The following is a 23,482-nucleotide window of genomic DNA, read 5'->3' on the forward strand; positions in this document are numbered from 1 at the left end:
AAAATAAATATTCCCCCGGCTCATCACGGATTAGTATGACAAACACCTGGCCCTGCTTGACCAGGGGTGGTCGTTTTAAGATCAGGAAAATCAGCCCGGCCGTTCTAAGGAGTGCAAGGTTGAACAAGGCCGGAAAGTTGGTCAATCAGACTGGGAAAGCATTTCAAGGTATCCGGAAGGGAAACCATGTCAAAGGTTTTGGCCTGTTTTGACACAGCTTCCCCCCATATCCGCAGGGGGTCGTACCCATAGGCCCGGCCCAGTTCGACGATCTCCCCGGCAAAGGCTTCGACATTGCCGATGATCATGGCGTCACTGAGGTGCTCCCATCTGCCCAGCATCTCGCCCTTGAGTAGAATCAACAATGCCTTCAGTTCTTCAAGGGCCATGGGCGTATAGTCTTTGGGCGGGGGGAAGAGGTGAAGGATTGCCTCTTTTTCATCGGCTTGTGCCATAACAGCGTCCCAGGATGGGGCTTTGGTTTCCCCGGACCCGCTTTTGACATTGGGAATGGACACCAGAAAGCTGCTGCCCTTGCCGGGGGTTGAGTCCACCTCAATGGTGCCGCCCATGGCCTCCACCAGTTTTTGGGATATGGAAAGCCCGATGCCGGTTCCGCCGTAGATGTCAAAGTTCTGGCCCTGCTGCTGGCTGAACCTTTCGAATATCCGCTCCTTCTGGTCCGGGGCAATGCCGATGCCACTGTCCCGGATGACAAAGAAAAGCTCTGAAAACCTGTCCCCTTTTTCAAAACGCCGGTATCCGGCCGTAAGTTTGACAAATCCGGAGGCGGTAAATTTAATGGCATTTCCCGTGATGTTCATCAGGATCTGCCTGAGCCTGACCCTGTCCAGGACGATGCTGGGGGGCACCTCTTTTTCCATGTCTAGGGAAAATTCAAGTCCCTTGACCCGGGCTGTATTGGCATAGATCTGGTGGAGTTCCTTTAACAGTCCCCCAAGATCAAAGGCGGCATATTTAAGGGGGAAATTCCCGGATTCCGCCTTGGACAGATCAAGGATATCGTTGAGCAGGGCCAAAAGTGAATTCCCTGCGGACCGGATGGTGTCCACATATGCTTTAATAGTCTCATCCTGGGCCTCTTTATGGATGATATCGGAAAACCCGATGACCAGGTTCAGCGGGGTCCGGATTTCATGGCTCATATTGGCCAGGAACTCGCCCTTGGCCTTGCTGGCAGCCTCGGCCTTCTCCTTTTCAGCCTCCAGAGCCAGGGTCCGCGCCTTAACCATCTCTTCAAGTTTCTGCTTGTTTTTGACAAGTTCGTTCTCCACCTGGGCCTGCTTTTGAAGCAATTCGGACTTCATCTTATCAATGAGACGGAGCTGCCCAATGACCTGCTTTTCCCGTTCCAGCTCTGCTGCCTGGAGCTTGATTTTCTTTTTTACCTTTTTATGGGCGATCCGCCAGACTCCGATCCAGATCCAGATGACTGCCATACAGTAGCCCACATAGGCCCAGGTCCGTTGCCAGGGCGGTTTATCCACCTGGATTTTGATGGCCTTGCCCTTCTTGTTCCATAACCCGTTGTTGTTGCTGCCGAACAGCCGCAGGGTATAAGTCCCTCCGGGCAGGTTGGTGTACTTGCCGTACCGCCGGGTTCCGGTCCGGTTCCACTGGGTTTCAAACCCTTCAAGAAAGTAGGCATATTCATTGTTTTTTGGACGGGTGAAATTCAGGACTGAAAATTCAAATTCAAAAAAATTCTTCTGCCAGGGCAGATGGATCCGCTGGATGGCTTCCGGGGCCATTCCGGTGGGAAGGGGCCGTCCTTCCTGTTCAAGAGAAATCAGCCTCACCGGCGGGACATAGGGATTTTTTATGATTTGGTCTGGATGGAAACGGTTCACCCCTGAAAGGCCGGAAAACCAGAGGTCTCCCTCCCGGCTTTTCAGGGCACTGGTGGCAAAGACACTGAACCTGTCTCCCTGGAGTCCGTCTTTTTCCGAGTAATGTTCCAGGACCTTTTGATCTTTGGTGTCAAAGAGATACAGCCCCTTATCGGAACTCAGCCAGAGCCGTCCCCTGTCATCTTCCAGTATGGCCCGTATGGCCCTGGAGGGCAGACCCTGGGCCTCTGCCACAGGCGTGAATACCCCGCTTTTCCTGTCAAAAAGATGGAGCCCCCCGTCTTCGGTACTCACCCAGAAGCGGCCCGTTGCATCCTCATGGCAGTCATTGATATTGTTTCCCCGAAGGCCGTTTGTACCTTTCATAAACCGGTGAAAGGTTTCTGTGGCGGGATTGTAACGGTTCAGCCCGTTTTGTGTGGAAATCCAAAGAGTTCCCTCCCGATCTTCAACCAGATGAAACGCCACGTCGTGACTTAGACTTCGGGGGTTGACATGGTCATGGACAAACTGACGGAACCTGCCTGTCTTCATATTGAACCGGAAAAGCCCCTTATCCTGAGTGCCGAACCAGAGCAGGTCCGGATTGAGACGATTCTGAATAAGACCTCTGGGCGCGGCTCCAACGACCAGGGGATTCTGATAGGTCGCCGCCAGGGTCCGGTCCTCCCGGTTATATACATTCAGGGACCCATCACCTGATCCCACCCATAATCGGCCGGCACTGTCCTCGCACACCGAATATACCGAAGAAAGAGCAGGATTTTCTTGTTCAACCGGACCTGCCCTGGAAAAATCATCTGTCCCGGGATTGAAACGGGAGAGCCCGCCCTGGCTCCCGCCGGCAATCCAGATAGTGTTCCGGCTGTCCTGAAAGAGCATGATCACCGAGTTGGACCCCAGGCTGGTGTTGTTCCTGGCATTGTGGCGGTAGATGGCAAACTGGTGGGCAAAGCTGTCCCAGGCATCCACAGGCCCTGTATTTTCCACGGTCCAGACAATGCCCTGGCGGTCCATGAAAAGATCCATGATCTTGTCTCCCCTGGGACTCAGAGGATTATCCGGATCATGGCGCAGGGAGGTGAAGGTCTCTGAACAGGTGTTAAAAATATCCAGCCCCACAGGGGCGGTATAGGAGTGGGAGATCCAGATATTGCCATTGCCGTCGGACATGAGCGCGTAGACATAGTTGCTGGCCAGGCCCCGGACTTTATGGGGATCATGGACAAATTGCCGGGTTTCAAGGGTCCGGGGATCCAGACGAAAGAGTCCGGCTCTGGCAGTGCCGATCCAGAGAAATCCCTTGGGCCCCTGGATGATGCTGTTGATGCACCCGGGTCCGGAACTCTGCGAAGCATCCGGAGACTGCTGCCCCAGAGTCCCCAGGGAAATCCGGGTAACACGCCCTGTTTCTTTGTCCAGGCGATTCAGTCCCCCGGTCTGGGTTCCGGCCCAGACCTTGTTCTCCCGGTCCACAAAAACCGTAAAAATATTCCCGTGGCTCAGGCTGTTGGGATTCCCGGGTTCGGGAAGGTAACGGACAAAGGTTTCTTTAAAGGGATCGTAAAGGTTCAGGCCTTTCTGGGTCCCGGCCCAGATCTTCCCGTCCCGGTCTTCGGCAATGGTCCTTGGGGCCCAGTTGAAAAAATCCGAACTGATGCTGGCGGAATTGCCGGGATCATGCCGGAAATAGATAAATCTGTTCAACCGCTTGTCAAAGCAGTTTAACCCACCTCCCATGGTGGCCACCCAGATCCTGAAACCGGAACTGTCGGCAAACACACAGGGAGCGATGTCGTTGCCAAGGGAATCCGGGCCGGATGAGAACCGCTTCATTTCAGACCCGTCCCACCGGACCACCCCTTCGGGGGTTCCCACCCAGATAAACCCGTCCCGGTCCTGGGTAAGGCCGCAATTATAGGATCCCGTATCAAAGGGATGGGAGAACATGGCCCGGAAGGCCAGACATACGCCCGGGCTGCAGAAAACCAGGCCCAAGACCGGAATCAGAAGCAGCTCAAGACTGCCCAGCCATCCATGGAAGAGAGCCATCCCTTTTTTACGCCGCTGTCCCGTGGAGAATACCGTCATCTATAGGCTTTTTTGCTCCTCCGGTTTGGAATAGGTCAGCCGGCTTTGGGAAAGCCCGTTGCGTATCAGGGACTGGAGCAGGGTGACTGCCGTTGTGGTGGGATCAATTACCGGGGCGGGTTTTCCCTTTTCTTTCAGTATCCGGGCCACTTCCCTGGCCACATCCAGCATGCCGGTGCACCCCAGGACAATGGCCTGGGCCCCATGGGTATCAATGGCCTCCAGGCTCACCGCCACCAGCCGCTCTGTCAGCTTTTTCTTATCATTGAGTTCCTTGACCGGCATCCCGATCACCGGCATGGAGGCGATATTTTCCACCATACCGTAATTCCTGACCAGGGTCTGGTTCATGGCCACCACCTTGTCCAGCACATTGATAATGGAAAATTTTTGGGAGATCATATTGGCCGCCATGATGGCCCCCCCGAATCCCCCGATCACCGGGATATCCACCAACTCCCGGACCACCGGCACCAGAGGCTCGCCAAAGCAGTCGATAAAGATGCCGTCAAACCCCTGGTCCTGGGCCTTGCAGGCGATTTTGACCATATCCGGTCCGGCCAGGAATTCATCATACCGGCTTTCAATGGAGCAGGGGCCTTTTTTCAGGTTCTCGATACTGATACTGCAGTCCGGGGCCTTTACCCTGTCCACCTCTTTTTTAATGCCGGCATTGTACTCATCAGTGACCAGTGGCACAATGATCTTGATCTTCATGGTTCCTCCGTGGCAATCCTTAAAATTTCCGGGATGATCCATTCCGGGTCCTGAATTGGCCCCTGATACGGGCCGTGAACATTATCCTTAAGATTATTTGGTCATGAAAGCTACCATAAAATAACAGGCATTGCCAGAACCATGTAAGGCCCGGGTCCGGGGTTTTTGCGTCCCTGCCTGCCCGGCACCGGAATACCCCCCGCCAGGACATTGTCCTGGCGAGGGGCTATCAGCATCTGCCCGGGATTTCCGGACAATGCCTCTTCTTCTTCATGTTTAAGCTATATTCACGCTTCGGAGCGAACCGTTCACATTGGCAAAGACCTTGTTGTAAAGTGCATCCAGGATCGCTCCCAGCAGGGAGGCTGCCCCTTTTTTACGGTTTGCCGCGATCTGCCGGAGCAGGCCGGGATCCACATCCAGATACCTGAGCTGGATGAATGCCTCGGAATCGGTTAAATGATGCCATGACTCCGGCCAGCCCAAAAAGACTTTTTCCCGGCACGGGGAAAAGTAGAGCATCCGGTCCCCATGGGGCGTGGGAATATAGGGCTGGGTCAGCATGACCATATCCAGTGTGAGTCCAAGGTCCCGGGCAAGTCTCCGGGCAGCTATGGTAGAGGTGATCTCCCCCATGCCCTTGGTTTCAAGTTTCAGCACCTTTTTCCGCCCTGTCAGGGCATCGGGTCCCAAGGCAGAAAAGGGTACGGCAAGATGATAGAGGATGTATTTGAAAGGGGCTTCAATCCGGTGACATGCCGCTTGATCGTTTGTAAGACTCCGGGTGACATGTCCCATCACTTTTTGCCTGAATGCCGGTGAATCAGGCTCCTGCCAAAGTTCACCATAGCGTTTGAACACATAGGTTTCGATTTGGGCAAGGGACTTGTCCAACCGGCTTCCTGGGGTTGCCATGTGGACGGGGACGCCGTATTCTTTGGAAAGGGTCCGGATAAGGGGCACAAAAAACATCTCCACCACCCGGTCCACAATGGCGGCATAGGATAACGCTGCGGCCCGTGCAATCCCTTCCTTTCCGATCTCTTCCAGGGGACGGAGAAGGGAAGTCATTTGCAGCTTATACTGCTCTCCGGGAAGGGTGCAGTAGAGGTCTGATCCAAACGCTTTGGCCGTTACAAATCCGCGCTGGAGTTCTGCCAGGGCCTGGGTTGTGGGACCGGTCTGTTTTTCAAAAAAGGTAACGGACCGGATACGGCATTTATATTCCGCCAGGGCTTGGGTCAGGGGGTGTACCTCCGCGTTGTAACTGCCATATAAAGATCCCTTTCCCATCTGCTGACCCGTGAGCGTGTCAAAATCCATATGCCTGCCGCAATCAAGGGTGAGCCTGGCAATGACTTCATCCGCGCCGATAATGCATACGGCGTTGTGAACAAGCATATTTGTGCCGCACCTGGGTCCCAGGCATGCCGAGAGGTTGGATGAAAACAGGGGAAGCCCGTTTTCAAGCAGATAGGTGTCCCGGATTTCAGGCAGAATCATGCGGATGTTTTCAGGGGTGTTCAGCATCAGATCGCACCGCAGCATCACGGCGTACATAAGGCCCGACCTGCACAAGGTTATGCCCTTATCTTCCTGGATTCGTTTATATGCGTCCTGCAGATCCTGTTTTAAACAACAGGAAAGATCTGTCAGCTCGGACTGGATCTGCCGGATCCAAACCAGGACCCATAAGGCGTTCAACGGTGTTGTTCCCATTGCCGCAAACAGACATAGCACCATCCTTGCTTCTCTGAGAGACTGACCCTGGTGCTGTTTCAAATCTTCATATTTTTTTTGAATCCCATGGATCACAAGATCCGCTTCCTGATACTTTTTCCTGAAATCCGGAAATACCTGCCAGGCGTCGCCGGTACCCAGATCACTTTTTCGCAACAGGACATATTGTGCCTGTCCTCCGTAGAACACCGGTTGGACTCTTCCGTCCGCCACCAGGGGATCGGTGGATTGACCATAAGCTGCGTAGGGGGTCATTTCCACAGTAATCCCTTCCTGCCGACCCCGGCATGTTATTGACCCAATATTTTGAAGGTATTGCTGGATTGTGTACGTCTCTTTCATGTTTTCTCCTTTGCTTGGTGTGATGTGCAAAATGAACGCGTATGGGGTAAAAAAACAAAAGGCTTCCTGCGAACCATTGTACGCAGACAAGCCTGTGTTTTTGCCCCTCGACCAGCATTGGAAGAAAGTTTAGAAAGTGACGGGAATACTCCGGAGATCTTGAGAGACAGGGCAGGGATTCCGGATTTTTCAAGTTTGCTTTGGCCGTTTTTGATACGGCCTGTTCTTTTGCCTCAATCTTGAAACCCTTTTTTTTTCAAGGCTGTATAAAAAATTTTCAAATTGAAAATTTTCCTGACACCGCCACCTGATTTTCTGTTGCGTGTACGTGTGTTTAAAACAAACAAATCCAATATGTTATATATTTTTAGAATTCCTTGCCGCAACGGCATGCAAGTTGCTGTGATCCCATCATTCCCGAATCTTCGTATCCCGGAGATGGCGGGTGTATCCAGCAATTCAGCAACGGAGGTGACAACGCCAGGAAAACCATTGAACAACTAAGAGCATAAACAAATTCGACAACGGCCATACCCTGAACAGACAGAACCTGGGCCGGCACGGCATTACGTTGTGGTTGGCCCGCAATGATTGAACATGTTTTAAGGAGAATGAAACATGACCCAAAAAATAAAAGTGATGTTGGTTGACGACGAAGATCGATTTCGCGAAACCGCATCAATGCTCTTAATAAAAAAAGGATTTGACACCACCATTGCGGGGTCCGGGGAAGAGGCCATCCAAATCCTCCGGACCACCCCCCGCGACGTGGTCGTGCTGGATGTCAAAATGGAGGGGATGGATGGGCATGCGGCCCTTGCGGAAATCAAGAGGATTTCCCCCCAAACCCAGGTCATCATGCTCACGGGACACGGGACCCCGGATTCGGCCGCCGATTCCCGCAAGCTTGCCGCGTTTGATTATCTGGCCAAGCCCTGTGACATCGACATCCTTGCCGCAAAAATCAATGAGGCTTATGCGGTGGTGCATACCGATGCAGCCCGTACGGAAAAAAAGGTCAAGGATATCATGACCCAAGTGGACGACTACACCACGGTCACCGTTGATACCACCATCAGGGAGGCGGTGGGCAAACTCATGGATTCCCTGACTCAGCTGGCATCCGGAAACATGATCCGGGAAGCGGGCCACCGGTCCCTTATCGTGTTTGACAGGGACGGCAATTATGCCGGGTTGCTCCGCATGAAAGACCTGATCCGGGAGGTAAGACCTGAATATCTGTCTGTCCTGGAATCTTCCAAGGCGGACAGTGTGCGGTTTTCCCACGTATTCACCGGGGGATGGGACGGACTTTTCACGATCCAGATGAGGGCACTGGCCGATAAAAAAATCGGTGATCTCACCCTGGACTCCCCTCCCATGATTGATGAAGACGCAAATCTCATGGAAGTGGCGGACCTGCTGTTCAAAACCCAGAGAACCCGCCTGATTGTCACATCAGGCAAAAAAGTCGTGGGTATTCTGAGGGAGCAGGACCTTTTCTTTGAAATCGTAAGCATCGTCACCAGATGACCGGATTGGAGGATCACATGAGTCACGAACTGAATATTGCAAACGTGGAAGAGAAAGGCGGCGGGGAAAAAGGCCCGAAATTTGCCCTTAAATGGATTGCCGTTTCCATTGCCGCAGGTGTTCTGATCTGGCTGCTCCCCACCCCGGCAGACCTGGGTGCGCGGGGCCACGCCTTTTTGGCTCTTTTAACGACAATCGTTCTGTTGTGGACATCCGAGGCCATTCCCATCGGTGTCACCTCCATCGGGGTGGGCTGCGGACTGATCATTTTTAAGATTCAGTCCTCCAAAGCCGCGTGGGAACCGTATGCCAACAGGACCGTTGTTTTTGTTTTTTTTATCATCATGCTCGGGGTCATGCTCGGGCAGACCACCATACCCAACCGCCTGATGGCGTATATTCTCAAAGTCGGGGGCAGAAATGTCAAGCGCCTCAGTTTTACGCTGTGCATGGGCGCCACCTTTCTTGCGGCATGGACCCATGATGCCACCATCACCATTATCCTGCTCTATGCCATGATGCCCATGTTCCTGAAAATGGGGCTGACCCCTGACAAGAGCAACAGCTTTACCAAACATTTCATGTTCATGATCCCCCTGAGTGCGGCCTGTGGCGGCGGTGCGACATTCCTGGGCTCCGGACGGTCCCCGGCTTCGGCGGAACTGCTTTTCAAGATTACCGGTTACAACATCGGTTTCATGGAATACATGTTATACCAGTTCGTACCGTCCATGGCCCTGGGACTTGCCACCTGGATTGCGGTCTGGATCATCTATCCGCCAAAGATCAAGGAACTGCCCACGGAACTGGCTGTCGCAAAAATGCCGCCCATGGAAAAAAAAGAAAAACAGCTCTCCTGGATTCTTGCCGGCACCTTTTTGCTCTGGTTCCTGACAGACATTACAAAGATTCACGTCTCAGCCATTGGCGGCCTGTTTATCGTCGTGTGCATGGTCTTTAACGTGGTGGACTGGAAGCGTTGTCTGGACGAGTATCCCTGGAACCCCATCATGGTTTTCGGCGCGGGATTCTCCCTGGGCGTGGCCATGCTCGATACCGGTGCCGGCAAATGGATCGCGACCCAGATTTTCCCGATCTTCACGAATTCTCCCTGGCCTGTGGTGGCTGCCGGTGCATCTGCCCTGAGCGCCTTGATCACCAGCTTCATGGCCAATGCGGCGGCCACGGCATTGCTGGTGCCTGTGGTGGTGCCCATGGCGAACCTGGCCGGAACGCCTGTGGCGCCCATTGCCATGGCTGTCCCCCTGGCCACGACCTTTGTACTGCTGGTCATTGGCTGTCCTCCCACCCTGATTGCTTACGGCTTCGGGTATTTTACCCAGTGGGAGGCGTTTAAAGTCCTGGTGTTCCGGTCAATCCTCGGCATCCTTGTGCTTTGCCTGTGCATGGCCCTGTGGTATCCGCTGGTCAAGATGCCGGGCAACATCGACAATATGAAGATCCCGGCAAAGCTGACAATGTCGGGATATGAACTCATCCAAAGCAAGTAGCGCATGAATAACACCCCGGTCCCACCCGGGCATTTGCCCGGATGGGGCCGAAACCAAGCCTGGAGCCTTTGCCGCGCGGGGCAAAGATTCCAGGCTTGTCCTTTTCCACCCGCGATACCCCCTTGCCAGTTGCCGGGTGGCACACTTTTTGTGCCCACCCTCGGAGACCATCCATATGAACCTGTGGTAAGAACCAGCCATATGATCAGGCAGGATTCTGGAAGCTACCTATAACCGTTCGGATGTGAAGAGCCTTTTCCAGAAAACGGTCCTTGTCAATAATTCGGATGCAGGCTTGGGGTGTTTCCGGATTTACCACTTCCAACAGATTCAGACTGGCCATCAGCTTGATGGCATGATCAATCTCTTTTGGGCCTATGGCCAGGACATGGGAAAGGGTTTCCAGGGTTTGGTCCAGGGAGATATCAGAACGGTGGTGGTCATTCATCAGGTGGAGAATCCGGGCGGCTGCCTCAAATCCGTCCACCGACTGACCGGTCTGGGGCGTCAGTTCGTTCACCCGCCGGGCTATGGCCACCAGGGTCGTCGTAATCACAGTGGGGGAGGCTTTCATATACGCATCAAATTTGGACTTGGGGATCCGGATCAACCGGACATCCGTCACTGCTGTTGCGGTTGCGGATCGTTTATGGTTGCCCAGGATCAGGGCCATTTCTCCAAAAACATCCTGCCTTTTCAACTGGGTTAGAACTAGTTTTTTATCCTCATCCCGAACTGATATCTCCACCGTCCCCTGCTTTATGATGTAGGCGTCGTATCCGTCTTCACCTTCGGTAAAGATGGTTTGGCCTTTCTGGTACTGACTCAGGGAAAATTCAGGTTTGTTGACCGGTTTAGGTTCACAGGCGGTTGTCTGCTTCAGGTAGGTTGCCAGGGGGGTAAATCCTTTTTCCTGCATGGGGGGCCCTTTGTTTTAAAACGGTTATCAGTATCCCGTCCTACCAGACCCGAAGCCTTCTATCAACTGAAAAATTGTCTTTCTTCCGGTGACGGTTAAAAAAAATAAGGCTGCCTTCCGGGGGCAGGGTGGGGCAGCCTTATTAACGTGATAAACGGTTTGTTAAAAACGGTTTGTTAAAAACGGTTTAATCAACCTGGAAACATATTATCCTCAATGTCCACGGCCACTGAACTTGTGCCAAGCAGTGCCGCAAACCGGCCCATGGTGACGGGCAGTACGGTTTGGGCATAAAACTCAAGACTTTTGATAACGCCCTGGTAAAATGGGATATCTTTCTTTTTAGCCTTTTCAAGGTTTGTGGCAGCGGTCACGGCCCGCCACAGCAGCATCCATGCAAAAATGGTATCGCCGGTGGCATCCTGGAACGGATGGGCATTGGCAAAGGCGGCAAGCACTTTGGGGCTCATGGCGGTGGTGCCCATATGAATGGCCACTTCACCCAGTTTGTTTACCACCTCTTCAACCTGGGTCGCTGCTTTTTCAAGTGCTGGAATCTCCTTGGCCCGGGCAATGGTTGTCTGCATTTCACCGAACAGGTCCATGACGGGTTTGCCCTTGTTCATGCCCAGTTTCCGGCCGAGAAGGTCCATGGCCTGGATGCCGTTGGTCCCTTCGTAGATCAGGGTGATTCTGACGTCACGCAGCAACTGGGCCATGGGATATTCTTCAATGAACCCGTAACCGCCGTAGACCTGCATACCCTGGGAGCAGACCTCAAAAGCCCGGTCAGTGACATATCCCTTGGCAATGGGGGTGAGTACTTCAATAAACCCCTGGTATTTGGCCTTTTCTTCATCGGTTGCCGCATATCTGGACATGTCAATGCAGTAATGGACAAAGTAGAGTAAGGCGCGCATGGCTTCCACATTGGATTTCATCACCATAAGCTGGCGCCGCACATCCGGGTGGCGAAAGATGGCAACGGCCTGGGCCTCAGGGTTCATGATCTCCATCAGATTCCGGCCCTGGATTCTGTTTTTTGCATAATCCAGGGCATACATATAGGCGGCGGTGGCACAGGCAAATCCCTGGACCCCTACGAGCAGCCGGGCTGCATTCATCATCAGGAACATGGCTTTCATGCCCTTGTTTTCTTCGCCTAAAAGGGTGCCCACGCAGTTCCCTTTGGCGCCCAGGGACAAGGAGCAGGTTGAGTTGCCGTGGATGCCCATTTTATGCTCAATACCGGTGCAGACGACATCGTTGAATTCGCCCAGAGAGCCGTCTTCGTTGACCCGGAACTTGGGAACCAGGAATAAGGAGATGCCTTTGGTACCGGCAGGTGCGCCTTCAATGCGGGCCAATACAGGATGGATGATATTTTCCACCAGATCATGTTCGCCGCCGGAGATAAAAATCTTTTCACCCACAATGTTGTAGGTCCCGTCGCCGTTGGGAGTGGCTTTGGTGGTCAGTGCACCCACATCGGATCCGGCATCCGGTTCGGTGAGCAGCATGGTGCCGGTCCATTTGCCGGTATACATGTTTTTAAGATAGGTGTTTTTCTGTTCCTGGGTACCAAATTGTTCAATAAGATGGCCTGCACCCTGGGTGAGGCTGCAGTACATCATGAACGGGTAATTGGCTCCGTTGAAATATTCAGCGGTTGCCGCGGCAACGGTGAAAGGCATACCCTGGCCGCCCCATTGGGGATCTTCGGTGGGGGCGAGCCATTCACCTTCATTGAACAGATCATATACACGCTTGAAAGACGGCGGCGTGGTGACCTTGCCGTTTTCAAGCGTACAGCCCACCTCGTCCCCTTCTTTATTTATGGGCAGAAGCTCCTTGATTGCCAGATTTTTGGCCTCTTTGATAACCATATCAATGGTTTTTTTGTTAAAGTCGGCATAATTGTCGTTCAGTTCTGCCAGGGTCTGGGCCTGGAGCATCTCGTGAACGACAAAATCAATGTCCCGCTGGTCGGAAATTACCTGTGCCATGTGTCCTCCTCACTAGGGATTTGTTAATGAACAAACCTTCATTATAATATTGCAGTTATCTTTGAAATTCGTGTTATTATCCGTATATTAATTGTCTATTGATAGGATTTAATTACAATAAGTTATCAAAAAACGAGTTTTAAAATTTTATTTTGGGCTTCGGGCGGGCCTAAAATGAATTATCATTCATTGCATTAATTTTGTATCTTAGTCAAGAAATTTTTACAAATCAGGGCAATGCTGATATAAGATTTTTCCATGGAACAAATACTGATTTCAGCCTGTCTTCTGGGACAGCCGGTGCGCTATGACGGCAGGTCCTGTCCCTTTGAATGCCCGCGCATAAACCTGTGGCAGGCCCAAGGGCTGCTGGTTCCGGTCTGTCCGGAGATGGACGGCGGCCTTCATGTGCCCCGGCCACCGGCAGAGATCACTTCCGGCGGCGGCCCGGGGGTCTGGGCGGGAACGGCCCGGGTGAAAACCCGGGAGATTGATGTTACTGATTTTTTTATCAAAGGGGCCCAGGCAGCGTTGAACAAAGCAGTCGCCTGTGGTATCAAAACAGCCCTTTTGAAACAGAAAAGCCCGTCCTGCGGAAGTTGCCGGATTTATGACGGCAGTTTCAGCCGGTCTCTTGTAGAGGGCATGGGTGTGACAACCGCGCTTTTAAGGCAGAACGGGATTATGGTGTTTGGTGAGGATCAGATAGACGAATTGCCGTTTTTTTGATACAGGCCCGGGGATAAACGTTTAAAAAACATAAATAAAGGTTAGAGATGCAGGCACATTATTTTCAGCATGTCCCCTTTGAGGGTTTAGGCTCCATTGAGCCATGGCTTAGAAATGCCGGTTACAAAATATCATACACCCGGTTTTATACTTCCGACGATCTTCCCTTAATAGAGGACATTGACTTACTCATTGTCATGGGTGGCCCCATGAGCGTCAATGATGAATCAGCGCATCCCTGGCTGGTACGGGAAAAAGCGTTCATCAAAAACGCGATTAGAACCGGCAAGTCCGTTCTTGGGATTTGTCTGGGGGCACAGCTCATTGCAGATGCCATGGGAGGCACAGTTTTCCCTAACCCGGTCAAAGAAATCGGTTGGTTTCCAGTGCAAGCGGTTGAACCTGAAAATGTTTTGTGTTTTCAGTTCCCCAAAGAAACGCAAGTGTTTCATTGGCATGAAGAAACCTTTAGCCTGCCGGAAGGGGCTGTCCGAATTGCAAAGAGTAAAGGGTGTGAAAATCAAGCCTTTCAAATCGGCAGCAATGTTCTCGGATTGCAATTTCACCTGGAAACCACACCCTCTTCTGCCAAAGCAATTGTCGAAAATTGCCAAGATGAACTGGGTGAAGGTAAATATATACAGACCGGGGAAGAGATCTTGTCCGGGCCTGTGGAACGCTATTCTTCAATAAACGGTTTAATGGGGAAGGTGCTTGGATACCTTGAACAAAACTTTAGAAATGAAGATACGGAGGAATGAATATGGAATGCAACAAAGATAAGAATTTAAGCCGATGCAATTGTACCTATGAGCCCTGCAGCCGGAAAGGCGTCTGCTGTGAATGCATTGCCTATCATCTGAAGGCGCGCCAGCTCCCGGCCTGCTGCTTCCCCGACAATGTTGAAAAAACCTGGGACCGTTCTTTTGAAACCTTTGCGGGGCTTGTTGGCGAGGGCAAGGTCTGACCCCGGTTTGATTTCAGCAGGTTTCTTTACATCGCGGACAATAATCAGATGAACTCAAACAATAAGGAGAAAGCGCATGAAAGTGATTGGATTCAACGGCAGTGCCAGGAAAAAGGGAAATACAGCCGGGTCTTTGAGTACAGTGTTCGCCGAGCTGGAAAAGGCTGGGATTGATACTGAACTGATCCATGTGGGCAAGGAAAAGGTCAGGGGATGCATTGCCTGCTACGGCTGTGTGAAGAACCAGGATGAAGCCTGTACCCTGAAGGATGATCCGGTAAATGAATGGATTCAGAAGATGAAGGCGGCGGATGGCATCCTTCTGGGCTCTCCCGTATATTTTTCCGGGGTTGCCGGGACGATGAAGTCCTTTCTTGACCGGGCTTTTTTCGTCTCTTCGGTAAACGGCGGCCTCTTGCGCCACAAAGTCGGCGCCGCAGTCGCCGCGGTCCGGCGGTCCGGCGGGATACCTACCGTGGATACCCTGAATCATTACATCAACTATTCAGAGATGGTCATGCCCTCCTCAAACTACTGGAATGTGGTCCACGGGATGAACCCCGGGGAAATGGAGCAGGATGGAGAAGGTCAGCAGATCATGGAAATTCTGGGCAGAAACATGGCCTGGCTTATGAAAGTGATCGAGGCCGGAAAAGAACAGTTTCCGGCACCGGAAGCACTGCCGAAGACCATGACCAACTTTATCCGTTGATAAGTGTTTGAACGAAAAGTCATCCATCATGACACCAGGTATTTCAAAAAAACTGTTTCTTCTTCTTTTCTTTTTCATCGTTATATTTTACGGCACACTTTATGGCCTGTTTATCAAGGTCCGGGAAATGTCCGATGCCTCTGCCCGGATTGTCGGCATCAGCAACCAGATTGCGGTGTTGTCCAACGATCTTAAGAACAGTCTTCTTGATATGGACACCAATATCAAGAAATTGAAACTGCTGAAGAAGAATGTTTATTTTGACTATTTTGAAACAGCCCGGAGCAATTACCAAAAGGTGCTTGTAAAGATCATTGTTCTGGATACAGGGCGGGGAACACCTGCAGGATACTGGCGTGATATTGACCAGACTTTTGGTGGCCGTATCCAGTCGGGTGTATCCATGAAACAAGCCGTGAATAAGAATTATACCTGGATTGACGCCGATGTGATGGACCAGTGGATGGCCGCCATTTCCGCGGCCAGAAAGGACAATGAAGACAGAGTTGAGCAGGCACTGCTCCGGATTAACCGCTTAAGCCGCCAGGTGGTGAAAAACTGCATGATCGGGTTCGGTATTTCAATACTGGTGGGCATTATGGGGGTTCTGTTTATTTCCAGATCCATTATTGTTCCCTTGAATAAATTGAAATCCGGGCTTAAGCGGGTCTCTGATGACAATTACACCTATGAGATGGATATTGCTTCCAAAGATGAATTCGGGGAGCTGGCAGCGGCGTTCAATGATATGAACCGTCAGCTTAAAGCTGATGACGAGATCCGTTCGGATTTTATTGCCACCCTAAGCCATGAAATCAGAAGTCCCTTGTCTTCCATCCGTGAATCTGTGAATATGCTGACCGAGGAAGTCCTTGGGCCGGTAAATGATAAACAGAAAAAATTTTTAACCATTGCCGCCAATGAGATTGCCCGGATTACCAGCCTGTTGAATCATCTGCTGGATGCTTCCATTCTGGTTTCAGGGACTCGGGAAGGACAGATTGCGCCTTTTGATCCCAACCAGCTTGTGCAATCTGCCTTTTTAAGTATTACACCCGGGGCAAGGGCCCGGGGCATCCGTACTGAATTTAAGGCCCTTGAACAGGCGCCCATGGTCAAAGGCAATGAAAAGGAAATAATGCAGGTCATCATAAATATTCTGGACAATGCGCTGAAATTTTCACCGGACAACAGCCGGGTGAGTGTCAGTTTGGCCCGGGGGCCGGGAAAGCATTTTCTGACATGCCGTATCAGTGATGAAGGACCGGGCATTCCCGAAGATAAAAAAAATTTGATTTTTAAAAAATACTACCGGGCCAAGGAGGTGCGCAAGCACATGGACGGGGTAGGGCTTGGTTTGAATATTGCCCGGCGGATCGTCCAGGCCAATGGCGGAGACATTTTTGTGGAGAATAACCTGGATAAAGGATGCACCTTTTCCTTTACTTTGCCGGTGTTGCAATAGTTTCAATAGATGAACCGTAAGGATTTTTTGTATGCGTCTTTCATGGATATCTGATTTTTGCCTGAATTTGCTCGTGGGAAGGATGGTCAATCGTTTCTTTCTGTTTTCCGGGGTTCTGGTTTTTATCGGATGTACAGGGGTGTTTTTCAGCGGGTGCAGCATCATATCCCCGCCCGTCTGCCGGGATGCCCTGGTAAAACAGGGCCAGGAGGCATATTTAAACGAAGATTATACCCTCTCCCGTCAGATTTTTTCACAGCTTGCTTTACGGGAAAGTGATGTACGGCTCCAGGCAGCCGGCTTTTATGGAAATGCCTGTCTTGACATGATTCTTGCAGAAAATGCCCCGGACTTTAGAACGGCTGTGGATCAGCTTCGGCGTTTACTGTCACAATTGTCTTTCCGGATTTCAACGGATGTGGGGCAGGGCACAGACGACCGGAAAACCCGGCACAATACATGGTCAGGCATGCATCCCGGTATGCTGGAAAAAGCCCTGGCCCACGGCATGATTTTGCTTGAATTGGAGCGGTCAGGTCTTCTGGAAAAGCTTAATGACCTTTATGCCAGGCAGGAAGTCTATAAACAAGAGCGTCTTAGCATGCAAAAAAGGATTGATTCCCTTGGGCCTAAAATCACAGCCTTAGAAAAGCAGAACATGGACCAGAAGGCACGAATAACCGATCTTTTGCACCAGATAACCGTGCTTGAGAAAATTGATAAGGAACGGCAGGAACAAAGGGAGAATCAGTGACAATCGCGTACAAAATACTCATTGTTGACGATGACCCCAGTATCCTGGAAGTTTTGGATGCAAGGCTGTCTGCATCCAATTTCAAGGTCTTGAAAGCAAGGGATACGGCAGGGGCTGAACAGATACTCAAAACCCAGAAAGGCATAGATCTTCTGGTTTCAGATATAAAAATGCCGGGAAAAAGCGGAATGGAACTGTTCACGGATATCCGTAAGTTTATGCCGGATCTGCCGGTGATTTTTCTGACAGCCTACGGCACCATACCAGATGCTGTGGACGCTATAAAACTGGGCGCTGCCGATTATATTTCCAAGCCCTTTGACGGCCTGGAGCTGATTAAAAAAATCAATGCCATAATGGCCCTGCGCGGCGCAGGTGCAGGTGTTGGAATTGGAACAGAAGCTATGCCCCTGGTTGAAAACGGGTTCTACTGGGGAAAATCCGCTGCCATGAAGCATCTTTACACCATGGTGAAAAAGGTGGCTGTCACCCAGGTTAACGTGCTCATTCTTGGGGAGAGCGGGGTGGGTAAGGAATGTATTGCCGGATGTATTCACAAAAACAGTCCTAGGAAAGAACAGCCTTACATGGTCGTGGACTGCGGGTCAACGCCGGCAGGTATCCTTGAAAGTGAATTGTTCGGCCACCTGAAAGGGGCGTTTACCCATGCCATCAAGGACAAGGTAGGGCTTATCCAGGCTGCGGACTCCGGCACCCTTTTTCTGGATGAGATCGGCAATATCTCCCATGATATGCAATGCCGCCTGTTAAGATTTCTGGAGGATAAAAAAATCCGGCAGGTGGGTGCGGTAAAAGAGGCGTTTGTGGACTGCCGGGTGATTGCAGCGACCAACGCGGATCTTGCCCAGGCCATTGAAGCGGGAAGCTTCCGCCAGGATCTGTACTACCGGCTTAAGGGAATCACCCTGACCATTCCGCCTTTGCGGGAGCGAAAGGAGGATATTTATCCTTTGGCCGGTATTTGTGCTGACCGCTATGCCCAGGCACACGGCATAGACCGGTTGCGTATTTCCGATGCTGCTGTCAAAGTGCTGGAAGAACATCCCTGGCCCGGTAATGTCCGGGAGCTGAAAAACACCATTGAAGCCGGGGCGGTTCTGTGCCGAAACCAGGTGATTGAACCATGGGATCTTCAGGTTGAAAACATCAGGGAAAATGCGGTGCTGACTGCAGACCTGTCAGATTCCCAGGATTTTTCCATTGAACAGAGTGAAAAGGATACCATTATAAGGGCCCTGAAAAAGTCAAGGGGAGTTCAAAAAGATGCAGCTGATCTTCTGGGTATCAGCAAACGGGCCATGCATTATAAAGTCAGAAAATACGATATCGACCCCATAGCCTATAAATAAAGTATAAAAGCGTCATCTTCTGCATCCTGTTTTTTAAACTGCCATTTCCCAAAGTGTGAAGTAGCGGGGCGCAATTCTCGTAACTTTACAGTCATGATCGAATCCGAAAATCGACCCGGCCGCACTAATCCGCGATGAGCCAGGATGGGGCCTTGTGCGAAAATTTTAATGAAAGCATCACTGTTTCCTAATATTTAAGGGGTAGGATGCAAAATTATTAATTTTTACCAAGGGCAGATCCATGGAACAAAATGATAACCGTCGAATTTCTCGGGCAGTCTGGGATCTTGATTGTTCGTTCATTTACAATCAGAGATCCTATGGCTGTTGCATCCGCAATTTCAGTCTGACCGGACTGTTGATTGAAGCCCGTGAGTCTGTATTTCCATAATGATCAACTTTTACGGAGACTTTTTGTATGTTTAATAAATATTTTGGGAATTATATTCTGACCCGAAAAATTCTGACACCCGGGCAGCTAAAACAAGTACTTTCAAAGCAGGCGTCCATCCGGGTGAAGCTGGGAATTCTGGCCATTGAGGCAGGCGTAATGACCTCATTCCAGGTGAACCGGGTCCACAAGCTTCAGACCCTTCAGGATAGACGGTTCGGAGAGATTGCCGTCAGCGAGGGGTTCCTGACGGAGGGCATGCTCTCCGAGCTGCTGGACAGGCAAAAAACCTCCCAGATTACGCTGGGCCAGATATTGGTGGATGAGGGACTGCTGGATTACGGGGAATACGAGAGCCTGCTGGCAGATTATCAAAAGGATGCCGGATTCAGCGACCAGGAAATCCAAATTCTAAAAAGTAATAATACCGACGCCATTGTCAGTCTGTTCATTGATATGGAAAAAACCGGCGTGGTTAAGTTGTTTTCCGAATACATTGAATTGTTTGTCAGAAACATCATCCGGTTTATCGACCGGGATGTGATCATTTCCAAACCTTATCAGGCAGACACCTATTGTTTTAAACATTATGCCGGCCAGCAGATCACAGGGGACCATGCTATTAGCACAGGCATCAGCGCAGATGATCCGGTTTTTACAAAATTTGCCAGTATCTATGCCCAGGAGTCTTTGACCGGTGTGGATGAGATGGCCAGGGATGCCATTGGCGAGTTCATGAACAGCCAGAACGGGCTGTTTGTCTCAAACCTGTACCATAAAAATATAAATTGCGATTTAGCCCCTCAACAATATCAGACAAACAGCACCATTGAAAAACGAAACCAGTTGTTTGTCGCGCCCTGTGAATTGAGCTTTGGTAAAATTGAAATTGTATTTAATATCTAACTTGTGAGGAAAAAGAATGGCCAATATATTAATTGTCGATGATTCAGGCATGTCCAGAAAAAAACTGAAAACCATCCTTGAAAACGGCAGCCATACTGTGGTGGGAGAAGCCCAGGACGGATTGGAAGGGATTGAACAATTTAAAACCCTGGCCCCTGATCTGGTGACCCTGGATGTGACAATGCCCAACATGGACGGTATTTCCTGTTTGGAATCTTTGCTGGCAATAGATGAAGATGCCAGGGTGGTGATGATTTCCGCTTTGGGCAAAGGCGATACCATGCTGGAGGCCTTAAACCTCGGGGCCGCCAATTATATTACCAAGCCTTTTGAAGCTGAACAGGTATTAAACGCCATTTCTGATGCATTAAATATGGATTAAAACAAAGCCCGTGTTTGCATACGGCCCGGACCTGTCCATACCGGGACCGACAGCTGCCCGTGACAAGCGCTGCCGGCCTATAATGCCAGGTTCTGGAGAAAAATCATGAAAGAAACAATCGCCAGTCTTGTGGAGACGGTGCGCGTATTTTCCATCAAAGAGCCGGGAAACGCGATACACCAGCATTTCGAAGACAATCCCGCATCAAACGGTATTGTGGTGATGGATAATGACGGGGTGCCGGCAGGTCTTGTGATGAGAACCCATTTTTACCAGATGATCGGCACCCAGTTCGGGTTTTCCATTTATATGAACCGGCCGGTTGAACTATTGATGAAACGCCAGATCCTTTGCCTTGACATTGAACTGGACCTGGCCCAGTTCGGGTTTCAGACCATGAACCGGCAGGAAGATGATGTCTACGATTATGTGCTGATCATGAAACAGGGGATATTTTGCGGTATCGTCAGCATCAGTAATTTTTTGATGACCATGTCTGAAATGAAGCAACGCCAGATTGAGTTGCTCAATTCCCAGCAGAAAATTCTTGAACAGGCACATATCCAGGAACAGGCCCTGCGCAGGGAAATTGAGATCAAAAACAGATCCATTAAAAAATTGCTGGATAATGCAGACCAGGGATTTTTGTCTTTTCAGCAGGATTTGCGTATCTATGAAGAATACAGCAGCGTTTGCGATGATATCTTTGACCGGAAAATCGCCCACCTGAATTTTGGCTGTTTAATGGAACCCTTTCTGGATGAAAAACAGCATGGGTTATTGATCAATACCCTGAAAAGTTTGTTCCGCCAAAAAAACAAAGCCCGGGCCAAGGTGTTTTTGTCCCTGTTGCCCAGCGAGTTCAGGGCCGGCAATCGGTATATCAATATCCGTTATAAAATTATTGCGTTTGAAGAGAACCGGATTTTAATGGTGATCTTAACGGATATCACGGATAAAAAAGCCCTGGAGAAAAAACAGGACCAGGAAAAAAACAACATAAAATTGGTTCTGTCCGCCATTCAAAGCAGGGCAGAGATCCGTGATGCAGTGGCAGATGCCCGCAGATTTTTTTCCCGGGAGGCAGCCGGTTTACTCGGGCAGGACCGGCCCGTCCAGGAGATGGTCAAGGACCTGTTCCGGGAGGTGCATACCATGAAAGGCGACTTTGCCCTGCGCCAGATGCACGATACCGCATTAAACCTGCACAGTTTGGAAGACCGGTTGTCCGTGATGATGGAATTTCCGGAGGGCCGGAGCGTCAACCGCCTGAAAGCATTTTTGGAAACCATCTGTTTTGACCGGATGGTCAAAAAGGATCTGGACGTGATTCACGATTTTATGGGGGCGACCTTCCTTGAATCCGACAACCGGATCAATATTAATGCCCACCGTATAGAAGCCCTGGTTGATGCGGTTGCAAACCGGTTTTCAGGGGAAGACCGGCAGTTTTTGGTCCATCACATCAATGAATTGACCTGGCCGTCCTTAAACGGGATACTGACCGGTTACAACGACTATATCCAGATTCTGGCCCTGAAACTGGGAAAATCCATCGGGGGATTCACGGTTACAGGGGATAACGTGTATATCGACCGCAGCCGGTATGCAGGGTTTCTTAAAACCATTATCCACATGTTCAGGAATATTGTGGACCACGGCATTGAGAAGCCTGAAGACCGGTCGGAAAAAGGCAAGGATGAAACCGGCCGGATTCAATGTGAAATTCTGAAACAGGATACCTGTTTTACCCTGACCATATCTGACGACGGCAAAGGCATTGACCCGGACCAGATCGCCCGGATTGCCGTTGAAAAAGGCATTTATTCCACCGCCCGGGTTTCAGCCCTGTCCCGGTCCGAAATCATCAATACCATTTTTATGGATTCCTTTTCCACCAAACAACAGGTGAATATGCTTTCGGGCAGAGGCGTTGGCCTTGCCGCCCTCAGGGGCGAAATTGAGGCCCTGGGCGGTTCAATTAAAGTGGATGCGGTTACGGATTACGGCACCTGCTTCACCATTGTCCTGCCGGACACAGCGACCAAAAATTCAAGACAGGATTAACAGGCTACGGTTAACTGATTCCGGCCGTTTTCCTTGGAAAGGTACAATGCTTTATCCGTGCGTTTGATAAATGAGGTCACGTCTTCACCCCTGACAATTTGTGCCGCACCGATACTTATGGTCACAGAGACCTGCACACCGTTTTCCGGTGTGAACACAGCGTTTTGGACATTCTCCCTGATGCGGTTACCCACCAGACAGGCTTGTTTTAACTCTGTTTCCGGTAAAAGCACGGCAAATTCCTCACCGCCGTAACGGTAGGCGGAATCCATACTTCGCAGGCAGGAAGAAATGATCCTGCCCATGCTCATCAGTACCTTATCGCCTTCCATATGCCCCCAGGTATCGTTGTATTTTTTAAAAAAATCGATATCCAGCAGGAGAAGTGACAAGTCCCTGGAGTAGCGCTGGAAACGTTTGATCTCCTGCTTGATCTGATGAAAAAACTGCCGGGAATTGAACAGGCCTGTTAACCCGTCGGTGATGGCCAGCTGCTTCATATCTTCTAACAGCCTATTCCTTTCCTTTTTAAATGCAGCTTCTTTGAGCATCCGTTTGATTCTTAAATCCAGCTCTTCAAAACGGAAGGGCTTGAAGATGAAATCGCTGGCCCCGGCATTAATAGCCTCTTCATAGGAATAATCAGCAGAATACCCGGTCATGACCATGACATCAATGTCGTACTGTTTCCGGATCAGTCGGGTCAGTTCAAGTCCGTCCATTCCCTGCATCATGATATCCGTTAAAACAATATCAGGCTGGAAAGTTTTCAAAATCTCAATGGCCTGGAATGCATTTTCAGCACTTTTAACCTCATAGGTCATCAGTGTTAAAAATTCTTCCACAGATTCCTTAATTGCTATATCATCATCAACAATGAGTATGGCATGGGCCATGAGTTTCTCCGGCATAATCAGGTATAAAAGACAAAATAGAACGCCTTGAATGGCGGCTTTTCTTGACACTGTAAATTACAATTGATAAATGTATAGCCTTATTATATAGATAC

The 23,482-nt window shown here is 50.5% G+C and carries 19 protein-coding genes; 12 read left to right on the forward strand and 7 right to left on the reverse strand.

What is annotated here, in order from left to right; genetic code table 11:
* Window positions 1–104: 104 nt before the first annotated feature.
* The 4 genes from Q366_RS19355 to Q366_RS19365 all read right to left on the reverse strand — a co-directional run bounded on the left by Q366_RS19355 (window position 105) and on the right by Q366_RS19365 (window position 6,761).
* Complete coding sequence (locus Q366_RS19355; RefSeq protein ID WP_035242503.1) at window positions 105–3,962, reverse strand: hybrid sensor histidine kinase/response regulator; 3,858 nt, start codon at window positions 3,960–3,962, stop codon at window positions 105–107.
* A complete protein-coding gene (locus Q366_RS19360) occupies window positions 3,963–4,679 on the reverse strand; it encodes an aspartate/glutamate racemase family protein (protein WP_035242697.1) in 717 nt (238 codons plus the stop codon). It abuts the gene before it with no gap.
* A 110-nt stretch (window positions 4,680–4,789) separates the two neighbouring features.
* The gene (locus tag Q366_RS22245; protein ID WP_281175513.1) at window positions 4,790–4,915 is read right to left on the reverse strand and encodes a hypothetical protein; all 126 of its coding nucleotides are present in this window, start codon (window positions 4,913–4,915) and stop codon (window positions 4,790–4,792) included.
* A gap of 40 nt (window positions 4,916–4,955) precedes the next feature.
* Entirely contained in the window at window positions 4,956–6,761 is a 1,806-nt protein-coding gene (locus tag Q366_RS19365; RefSeq protein ID WP_035242505.1) for a hypothetical protein, read from the reverse strand.
* A gap of 618 nt (window positions 6,762–7,379) precedes the next feature.
* On the opposite strand from Q366_RS19365, the gene Q366_RS19370 reads away from it, so the two are divergent.
* Both Q366_RS19370 and Q366_RS19375 read left to right on the forward strand, forming a co-directional pair.
* The gene (locus Q366_RS19370) at window positions 7,380–8,294 is read left to right on the forward strand and encodes a response regulator (RefSeq protein ID WP_035242507.1); all 915 of its coding nucleotides are present in this window, start codon (window positions 7,380–7,382) and stop codon (window positions 8,292–8,294) included.
* Between the two features lie 17 nt (window positions 8,295–8,311).
* Window positions 8,312–9,805, forward strand: coding sequence for an SLC13 family permease (locus Q366_RS19375; RefSeq protein WP_245620034.1), 1,494 nt, complete (start codon window positions 8,312–8,314; stop codon window positions 9,803–9,805).
* A gap of 205 nt (window positions 9,806–10,010) precedes the next feature.
* Here Q366_RS19375 and Q366_RS20605 read toward each other — a convergent pair whose 3' ends face one another.
* Both Q366_RS20605 and Q366_RS19385 read right to left on the reverse strand, forming a co-directional pair.
* Window positions 10,011–10,724, reverse strand: a complete 714-nt coding sequence (locus tag Q366_RS20605; protein WP_051958181.1) for a Crp/Fnr family transcriptional regulator — start codon at window positions 10,722–10,724, stop codon at window positions 10,011–10,013.
* Between the two features lie 191 nt (window positions 10,725–10,915).
* Window positions 10,916–12,730 carry an acyl-CoA dehydrogenase gene (locus Q366_RS19385; RefSeq protein WP_035242511.1) on the reverse strand — a complete coding sequence of 605 codons (1,815 nt, stop codon included), beginning with the start codon at window positions 12,728–12,730 and terminating at the stop codon, window positions 10,916–10,918.
* 258 nt (window positions 12,731–12,988) lie between these two features.
* Here Q366_RS19385 and Q366_RS19390 point away from each other — a divergent pair, with 258 nt between their 5' ends.
* The 10 genes from Q366_RS19390 to Q366_RS19435 all read left to right on the forward strand — a co-directional run bounded on the left by Q366_RS19390 (window position 12,989) and on the right by Q366_RS19435 (window position 22,473).
* Window positions 12,989–13,459: a 2-thiouracil desulfurase family protein gene (locus Q366_RS19390; protein ID WP_035242513.1), complete on the forward strand. Its 471-nt coding sequence runs from the start codon at window positions 12,989–12,991 to the stop codon at window positions 13,457–13,459.
* Between the two features lie 47 nt (window positions 13,460–13,506).
* Window positions 13,507–14,220, forward strand: a complete 714-nt coding sequence (locus tag Q366_RS19395) for a type 1 glutamine amidotransferase (RefSeq protein WP_035242515.1) — start codon at window positions 13,507–13,509, stop codon at window positions 14,218–14,220.
* Window positions 14,221–14,222: 2 nt separating this feature from the next.
* Window positions 14,223–14,426 carry a DUF6485 family protein gene (locus Q366_RS19400; protein ID WP_035242517.1) on the forward strand — a complete coding sequence of 68 codons (204 nt, stop codon included), beginning with the start codon at window positions 14,223–14,225 and terminating at the stop codon, window positions 14,424–14,426.
* Between the two features lie 76 nt (window positions 14,427–14,502).
* Window positions 14,503–15,138 (forward strand): flavodoxin family protein, encoded by a 636-nt coding sequence (locus tag Q366_RS19405; protein ID WP_035242519.1) that lies wholly within the window; start codon window positions 14,503–14,505, stop codon window positions 15,136–15,138.
* Between the two features lie 7 nt (window positions 15,139–15,145).
* Window positions 15,146–16,603, forward strand: coding sequence for a HAMP domain-containing sensor histidine kinase (locus Q366_RS19410; RefSeq protein WP_245620035.1), 1,458 nt, complete (start codon window positions 15,146–15,148; stop codon window positions 16,601–16,603).
* A gap of 31 nt (window positions 16,604–16,634) precedes the next feature.
* Window positions 16,635–17,357 carry a hypothetical protein gene (locus Q366_RS19415; RefSeq protein ID WP_035242521.1) on the forward strand — a complete coding sequence of 241 codons (723 nt, stop codon included), beginning with the start codon at window positions 16,635–16,637 and terminating at the stop codon, window positions 17,355–17,357.
* The gene (locus Q366_RS19420; protein ID WP_035242523.1) at window positions 17,354–18,727 is read left to right on the forward strand and encodes a sigma-54-dependent transcriptional regulator; all 1,374 of its coding nucleotides are present in this window, start codon (window positions 17,354–17,356) and stop codon (window positions 18,725–18,727) included. Before Q366_RS19415 ends, Q366_RS19420 begins: the two co-directional genes overlap by 4 nt.
* 418 nt (window positions 18,728–19,145) lie before the next feature.
* Window positions 19,146–20,024 (forward strand): hypothetical protein, encoded by an 879-nt coding sequence (locus Q366_RS19425; RefSeq protein WP_035242525.1) that lies wholly within the window; start codon window positions 19,146–19,148, stop codon window positions 20,022–20,024.
* Window positions 20,025–20,040: 16 nt separating this feature from the next.
* On the forward strand, window positions 20,041–20,406 hold the full coding sequence (locus Q366_RS19430; protein WP_035242527.1) for a response regulator: 366 nt from the start codon (window positions 20,041–20,043) through the stop codon (window positions 20,404–20,406).
* A 105-nt stretch (window positions 20,407–20,511) separates the two neighbouring features.
* Window positions 20,512–22,473, forward strand: coding sequence for an ATP-binding protein (locus Q366_RS19435; protein WP_035242529.1), 1,962 nt, complete (start codon window positions 20,512–20,514; stop codon window positions 22,471–22,473).
* Here the strand turns inward: Q366_RS19435 and Q366_RS19440 are convergent.
* On the reverse strand, window positions 22,470–23,369 hold the full coding sequence (locus tag Q366_RS19440; protein ID WP_035242704.1) for a GGDEF domain-containing response regulator: 900 nt from the start codon (window positions 23,367–23,369) through the stop codon (window positions 22,470–22,472). The genes Q366_RS19435 and Q366_RS19440 overlap by 4 nt on opposite strands.
* Window positions 23,370–23,482: the final 113 nt, after the last annotated feature.

Source organism: Desulfobacter vibrioformis DSM 8776, assembly GCF_000745975.1.
In the GTDB taxonomy this organism is placed as follows: domain Bacteria; phylum Desulfobacterota; class Desulfobacteria; order Desulfobacterales; family Desulfobacteraceae; genus Desulfobacter; species Desulfobacter vibrioformis.